The 6,689-nt window shown below is 62.5% G+C and carries 6 protein-coding genes and 1 pseudogene; 1 reads left to right on the forward strand and 6 read right to left on the reverse strand.

Going from position 1 to position 6,689, the window contains the following annotated elements:
• The 5 genes and pseudogenes from AHiyo1_RS22085 to AHiyo1_RS22105 form a co-directional block, all read right to left on the reverse strand.
• Positions 1-1,140 (reverse strand): LCP family protein (locus tag AHiyo1_RS22085; protein WP_059390013.1); only part of this gene is annotated, 1,140 nt, incomplete at its 3' end.
• Positions 1,141-1,214: 74 nt separating this feature from the next.
• Complete coding sequence (gene era, locus AHiyo1_RS22090; RefSeq protein ID WP_059390009.1) at positions 1,215-2,177, reverse strand: GTPase Era; 963 nt, start codon at positions 2,175-2,177, stop codon at positions 1,215-1,217.
• Positions 2,161-3,491 (reverse strand): annotated as a pseudogene (locus AHiyo1_RS22095) (hemolysin family protein). The gene era and the pseudogene AHiyo1_RS22095 overlap by 17 nt, the downstream one beginning before the upstream one ends.
• Positions 3,488-3,961, reverse strand: a complete 474-nt coding sequence (gene ybeY, locus AHiyo1_RS22100; RefSeq protein WP_059390010.1) for an rRNA maturation RNase YbeY — start codon at positions 3,959-3,961, stop codon at positions 3,488-3,490. The pseudogene AHiyo1_RS22095 and the gene ybeY overlap by 4 nt, the downstream one beginning before the upstream one ends.
• Positions 3,958-5,046 (reverse strand): PhoH family protein, encoded by a 1,089-nt coding sequence (locus tag AHiyo1_RS22105; RefSeq protein WP_059390011.1) that lies wholly within the window; start codon positions 5,044-5,046, stop codon positions 3,958-3,960. The genes ybeY and AHiyo1_RS22105 overlap by 4 nt, the downstream gene beginning before the upstream one ends.
• Positions 5,047-5,467: 421 nt before the next feature.
• Here AHiyo1_RS22105 and AHiyo1_RS22110 point away from each other — a divergent pair, with 421 nt between their 5' ends.
• Positions 5,468-6,355, forward strand: coding sequence for a GerMN domain-containing protein (locus AHiyo1_RS22110; protein WP_059390012.1), 888 nt, complete (start codon positions 5,468-5,470; stop codon positions 6,353-6,355).
• Between the two features lie 31 nt (positions 6,356-6,386).
• Here the strand turns inward: AHiyo1_RS22110 and AHiyo1_RS27605 are convergent.
• The coding region (locus tag AHiyo1_RS27605; protein WP_253257556.1) for a 16S rRNA (uracil(1498)-N(3))-methyltransferase at positions 6,387-6,689 on the reverse strand (303 nt) is incomplete at its 5' end.

Here is a 6,689-nt window from a genome sequence, read left to right on the forward strand (position 1 = left end):
AGGCGAGGGACTGGCCGAGGGAGCGGCCGTAGCCCCCGGGGTGGTCAGGTCGAGGTTCGCGCGCATGGCTGCGAACAGCTGGGTGGCCTGCGGTTGAACCAATTCGAGCCTGTTGGGATCGACGGCGGCGGGCTGGGTGGGAACCGACACGAACGCGACCTTGGACAAGTCAACGTCCTTGAGGCGGCTCCCGATGGTCAGGAGCGACTGGACGGACGCCAGGCCTTCGTCCACGGTCAGGTTCTTTGTCACGGCATCGGCAATGGACAGCAGGCTCTGCGGATTGCCCAGCGTGCCATCAGACTTGATCTTCCGGGTCAGCGAGGAGAGGAAACCCTGCTGCGCCTGGATACGGCCGAGGTCGCTTCCATCGCCAAAACCGTGGCGGGTACGGAGGAAGGCCAGGGCTTGTTCCCCTTGGACGCTCGATGTTCCCTTGGGGAGCCGGAGTCCGGAATCGGGGTCGTAGACGGCGTCGCTCACGCACACGTTGACTCCGCCTACGGCGTTGGACAGCTCCTTGACTGCGTTGAAGTCAGCCATCATGAAGTGGTCGATTTGCAGTCCCGTGAGCTTGTTGACTGTGTCCACGGCGCAACCGATCCCGGCTTCTGCCATGGCCGAGTTGATCATGACGTTCGAGTGGGGTTGATACACGGTATTGGTCTTGGGATCAGTGCATGACGGGACATTCACCAGGAGGTCACGGGGAAAGCTCGTGAGGCTCACTCTCTTGTTGTCCGCTGAAATGTCCAGCAGCATCATGACGTCTGACTGGCCGTAACCGGTGGAATCCTGCGTTGAACCGTATTGCGAGTTCTTGCCGTCCCTCGTGTCGGACCCGAGGATGAGGATCTGCAGGCGGTCCGTTGCATCGTTGGCCGCGGCTTCGGTTCTCGTGGCGCCCGCCGACAACGGTGCTTTGCTGATGTTCGATTGCAAGCGGATGACCCAGTAGGCGGCGAAAGCGATACCGGCAACCAACAGCACTGACACCGTCACGGCAGTGACCTTGAGCCAGAGCGGGAGGCCCTTCGGAGCATTCATGTGGCGGGGGGTGCCGGGAGCTTCCCCGTGGCGTGCAGCGCCGCGGGCACCAAGGGTGCCGGGCTCTTGTACGCGTGCATCGCGACGTCGCACGACTCGCTCAACCTTTCCTCGGAAAATGGGATTCGGACCATTTTACGGGCCCAAACTGGGAAATTCCCCAGCGGTTAGAACCCCAGCTTCACGAGTTGCTTCGGGTCGCGCTGCCAGTCCTTGGCCACTTTCACGTGCAGGTCGAGGTAGATCTTGGTTCCCAGGAGGGCCTCAATGCCCTTGCGGGCGTTCGTTCCGACTTCGCGCAGCCGGCTTCCGGCCTTGCCGATGATGATGGCCTTCTGGGACGGGCGCTCAACGTACAAATTGACCCGCACGTCGAGGAGCGGGTTGTCTTCGGAGCGGCCCTCGCGGGGCAGGATTTCCTCCACCACCACGGCCAGGGAGTGCGGAAGCTCGTCGCGGACGCCTTCCAGTGCTGCTTCCCGGATAAGTTCGGCGACCATGACGGCCTCCGGTTCATCGGTGAGTTCACCGTCCGGGTAGAGCGGCGGAGAAGGCGGCATGTGGCCGATGAGGACGTCGGCGACCGTATTGACCTGGAAACCGTCGGTCGCTGAAACCGGAACGATATCGGCCCAGCCTTGCTCGCCGAGGACTTCGCGGCCCAACGCGGCTACAGCCAGGAGTTGCTCGGTCAGGGCCTGGCGGTCAACAAGGTCGGTCTTGGTGACCAGGGCGATGATGGGCTTGCGTCCCACCGCGGCGAGCTGGGCTGCGATGTACTTGTCGCCCGGTCCGATCTTCTCGTTGGCGGGCAAGCAAAAGCCAATGGCGTCCACTTCGGAGAGGGTGTCCGCGACGAGATCGTTGAGCCTCTTGCCAAGGAGGGTGCGCGGGCGGTGGAGGCCCGGAGTGTCGACGAGGATCAGCTGCGCGTCGTCCCGATGGACAATGCCGCGGATCGTGTGCCTGGTGGTCTGCGGTTTTGCCGAGGTGATGGCCACCTTCTGGCCGACCAAAGCGTTGGTGAGGGTGGACTTGCCGGCGTTGGGACGCCCCACAAGAACCGAGAATCCTGCGTGGAAGCCGCCGAAGTCCTGATCGGCGTCGAACTTCTTATTGTGCTTGCTCACGTGGAACTCCCTGTTGCGTTGTGTCGGCCTCGTCGAGAAGGTCTTCAAGGTCAGTGTCTTCTTTTGGAATGGCTGCCGCAATGATATGGCTGACCCGGTTTCGCCGGCCTTCCAGCCTATCGGCTTTCAAGGAGATCCCATCCACGTGCACCGCGCTGCGACGATGGGCACCTTGCCCAGGGTCTTGGCCAGGAGGCCGCCTACGGTGTCCACTTCGTCGTCGTCGAGGTCAATGTGGAAAAGTTCGCCGAGGTCGTCGATGCTCATCCGCGAACTGACGCGGTACGTGCCGTCACCAAGGTCAGTGACCTCGGCATCGTTCGAATCGTACTCATCGACGATCTCCCCGACGATTTCCTCAATCAGGTCCTCCAGCGTCACCAGTCCGGCCGTGCCGCCGTATTCGTCAATGACGACGGCGACGTGCGTGGACTCTTGCTGAAGCTCGCTCAGGAGGTCGCTGACAGGCTTCGATTCGGGAACGAAGCGTGCCTCGCGGGCTATGGCGTCAACGTCTTGGCGTACTGATGGTTGTTCGGGGCGGTGCAATGCGGCAGCGACGTCCTTCAAATAGAGAATGCCGCGGATCTGGTCCGCGTTCTCGCCGATGACGGGGATCCTTGAGTACCCGGAACGGAGGAACAAGGCCATGGCCTGCTCCAGGCTGGATCCGGACTCGATGCTCACAATGTCCGTTCGAGGAACCATCACCGAGCGCACCAAGGTGTCGCCGAAGTCGAAGACCGATTGGATCAGTTCGGCCTCGCTGTCCTCGATCATGTCGGATTCCGTGGCCCTGTCCACGAGTTCACGGAATTCTTCCTCGCTGAAGAATGCTTCGTCGCCGCTGGGCGCGCCGGGCGCTACCGTACTGCCGATCGCCACGAGCCAACCAGGGATGGGACCCAGGATCCAGCACAGGAACCTGATGAGTGGTGCCGAGTAGCGAACCACCCCGCCCGAGTGGGCGCGTCCGAGTTGACGGGGCGAGACGCCCACCAGAACGAATCCAATGACGGCCATGATGCCTGTAGCCGCCAATCCGGCAAGCCAAACGTTCTCTAGGAGGCTGTGCATGACGACGGCGACGGCCACTGCTGCCGCCATCTCGAACCAGACACGCCAGAACCGCAGTGCGCGAATGTGCGCAACGGGCTGGGCGAGGATACTGCGAAGCGAATTTCCCCTGCTCTTGACGATGGCTTGCTCCGCGTCGTGCCGCGGCAGGAAGGTGAAGGCAGCTTCAGCCGCGGTCAGCAGGGCGACGAAACTGAGGAATACCAACGCCATCCCGACCAGGATGAGCGAGGTCACAGCATGGTCTCCATGGGGGCGTCCTTGCCGAGGAACGCGGACAGCAGCTCACGCTGCAGGCCGAACATCTCTTCCTTTTCCTCCGGCTCCGCGTGGTCGAAACCGAGGAGGTGAAGGATTCCGTGCGTGCAGAGCAGGAGCATTTCATCCTGCGTTGAATGACCGGCGTTGCGCGCTTGAACCTCGGCTACCTGCGGGCAGATGGCGATGTCGCCCAGCATGCCCTGTGGAGCCGGCTTGCCGGGAGTACCTGGAGTCAGCTCATCCATCGGAACAGACAGGACGTCCGTGGCGCCGGGTTCGTCCATGAGCTCGATGTGGAGCTTTTCCATGGCGGGCTCATCCACCAGGAGGATGGAAAGTTCGGCCTGCGGGTGAATGTAGAGCCGCTCGAAGATGAAGCGCGAAAGCGTCACCAATTGTGCCTCGTCCACCTGGACGCCGGACTCGTTGTTGACCTCGATGCTCATCGGTGTTCTCCCCGTTTGTCATGGATGGGCGTGTGCTGGGCACGCACCCGGTGCTTTTCGTCCCACTTGCTGTAGGCGGACACAATGTCAGCGACGAGCCGGTGCCTGACGACGTCGGAAGCGTCCAGCATCGTGAAGTTCACGCCGTCGATCCCGCTGAGGATCTCCTGGACGATGCGCAGCCCGGAAGTGGCGCCGAAGGGCAAATCCACCTGGGTGATATCCCCCGTGACAACCATCTTGGATCCGAAGCCCAAACGGGTCAGGAACATCTTCATCTGTTCCGCCGTGGTGTTTTGCGCCTCATCGAGGATGATGAACGCGTCGTTGAGCGTGCGGCCGCGCATGTACGCAAGCGGTGCTACCTCAATGGTCCCGGCAGCCATGAGCCGCGGAATCGATTCCGGATCCATCATGTCGTGCAAAGCATCGTACAAAGGACGCAGGTAGGGGTCGATCTTGTCGCTCAACGTTCCCGGCAGGAACCCGAGGCGCTCACCTGCCTCGACGGCGGGCCTCGTGAGGATGATGCGGCTGACTTCCTTGAGCTGCAGTGCCTGGACGGCTTTGGCCATCGCCAGGTACGTCTTGCCGGTGCCCGCAGGGCCGATCCCGAAGATGACGGTGTTGTCGTCAATGGCATCGACATAGTTCTTCTGGTTGAGCGTCTTGGGCCGAATGGTGCGCCCGCGGCTCGAAAGGATGTTGTGGGTCAGGATTTCCACGGGGTTTTGCAGCGATTGGCTCCGCAACAAGGAAACAAGCTGCTGGAGCACGTCCGGGGTGATGACTGTCCCCTTGCCGACCAGGCCACGGACTTCCTCCAGAAGCCGCATGATCCTGGGAACGTCGCTTGACGGTCCGCTGAAGGAGAGCTCGTTGCCGCGCACGTGGAAGTCGACGCCGGGGAACTGGGCTTCGATGTAGCGCAAGGCCTCGTCATGGCTGCCAAGGGTCTGAACCATCTGATCCGAGTTGTCGAAGATGACAACTTCCGTCCGGGCGCCCGGGACAGAGTGGGGAAACTCGGCCGGACCTGTCTCAACGCTGCCGGCCTTGGGCCGCCCGTTCAATGATTCTGTCATAGTGCTGGCCTCGCGGCCTGTGCTCCTCCGGCTTGGTGATGTCCATCGATTTTCTCCGATGTCCGTCTGCTGGATGGGCGCAGGATCGTGGGCCTCGGATTGCTTTCAATCCTACGCCAGCCAGTCTCCGCGATGGGTCCGGACCGTGCCCGGCGGGGCTGCGGACGGCGGATTCGTGCCGCTTTGGTATCAACTCGGCATCGACCTCGTATCAATCGGATTGCAGTTGTCCGCCCGGGTATCGAAACGCCAGCCGGGCCCCGGAGACTATGACAAGCTGATTCATGGGCAAAAATGCCCCTGTGCCCGGCCGCCGGGCGCATGACTCCCCCGCGCTACAGCGGCCGAACACGATCAGGAATCCAAAATCACCAGGCCAGCCGTCACCCCTCACGGCACACGCATCCGGAAACGTTCCGCGATGCTTGTGACCGCCTTGACGGCTGCCTTGTTCCTGTCGGGATGCATTGCCGATCGCACTGGACAGGGATCCACGACGCCGGTCCCCACCCCGACCGCTGCCCTGCAGACGGCCCCCGACAGCAATGCTCCGCTCGAAACGACCCAGGCCTCCAACAAGATCCCCGTGTACTGGATCGGGCGCAGCGACACGGACACCTTCCTGTACCGCGAATTCCGTGACAACCCAGGCAACGAGAACCCCATCACCACGGCGCTGCGGATCATGATGTCCCAGAAGCCTCTGGATCACGATTTCTTCACTCCCTGGCAGAACCCTGGCAGCCTGGCGACCTCGATTTCCGGTAAGAACGTGGTCACGGTCGATGTTTCCCGCGACGCGTTCAACTCCAATCTCGATGCCGGGATGGCACAGCGGGCGGTCCAGGAACTCGTCTATACCGCTACCGCTGCGGCCGCAAGTTCGGGCCTGATCGATTCAGGACAGCAGATCAAGGTGACCATCCTGGTTGACGGGCACACGGACTACATGGCATTCGGCCAGGTCAAACTCGGCGATCCGATGGTCCGCGACGCCTCCATGGTGGCGCCGGTGTGGATCATCGACCCGCAGGAGGACCTGACCTTGCCTTCCGGTCCGGTCAAGTTCAACGGCCGAAGCACGGACCCCTCGAAGAAGCTGCATTGGCAAATCCTTCGCGAGAACTCAAACGGCGACAAGTCCTCGTACCTCGCCGGGCAGGTCACTGCCTCGACCGTTCCGGGACAGGGTGGAACCTTCAGCTTCACAGTGGGGCTCGGAGCGGGCCGATACGAATTGCGGGTCTCCTTGATGGGACCCAACGACGCGGACATCGCGACTGATACCCGTACTTTCACCGTTCGCTGAGGACGTCCGCTGATCTAGGACGTGCTGCGGGCTACCAGCGCCCCAGGATGTCACTGGCGAGCACGACGGCGGCAGGACCCGCCGTCGACGAGCGAAGCACGTGGTGGCCCAAGAGCGCGGTGACGGCGCCGACATCGCTGAGCTTCGTCACTTCGCGCGGTGAAATGCCGCCCTCCGGGCCGACAATGAGCAGCACTTCCCGCCCAGCCCCGGCATCGGCGTCGGAAACCCCGCCGTGCCACTTCTCCAGGACCTCCCGTAGCGGACGTTTCGCGTCCTCGTGCAGGATGATCGCCAGATCGGCGGCGGCAACGGCCGCAGCCAGGCCGGAGCC

The organism is Arthrobacter sp. Hiyo1 (assembly GCF_001263615.2).
GTDB lineage: Bacteria > Actinomycetota > Actinomycetes > Actinomycetales > Micrococcaceae > Arthrobacter.

Excerpts from the sequence above, each read along its gene's own strand:
- ybeY (WP_059390010.1), bottom strand. The coding sequence starts at position 3,961 with ATGAGCATCGAGGTCAACAACGAGTCCGGCGTCCAGGTGGACGAGGCA.
- AHiyo1_RS22110 (WP_059390012.1), top strand. The coding sequence starts at position 5,468 with ATGCTTGTGACCGCCTTGACGGCTGCCTTGTTCCTGTCGGGATGCATT.
- AHiyo1_RS22105 (WP_059390011.1), bottom strand. The coding sequence starts at position 5,046 with ATGACAGAATCATTGAACGGGCGGCCCAAGGCCGGCAGCGTTGAGACA.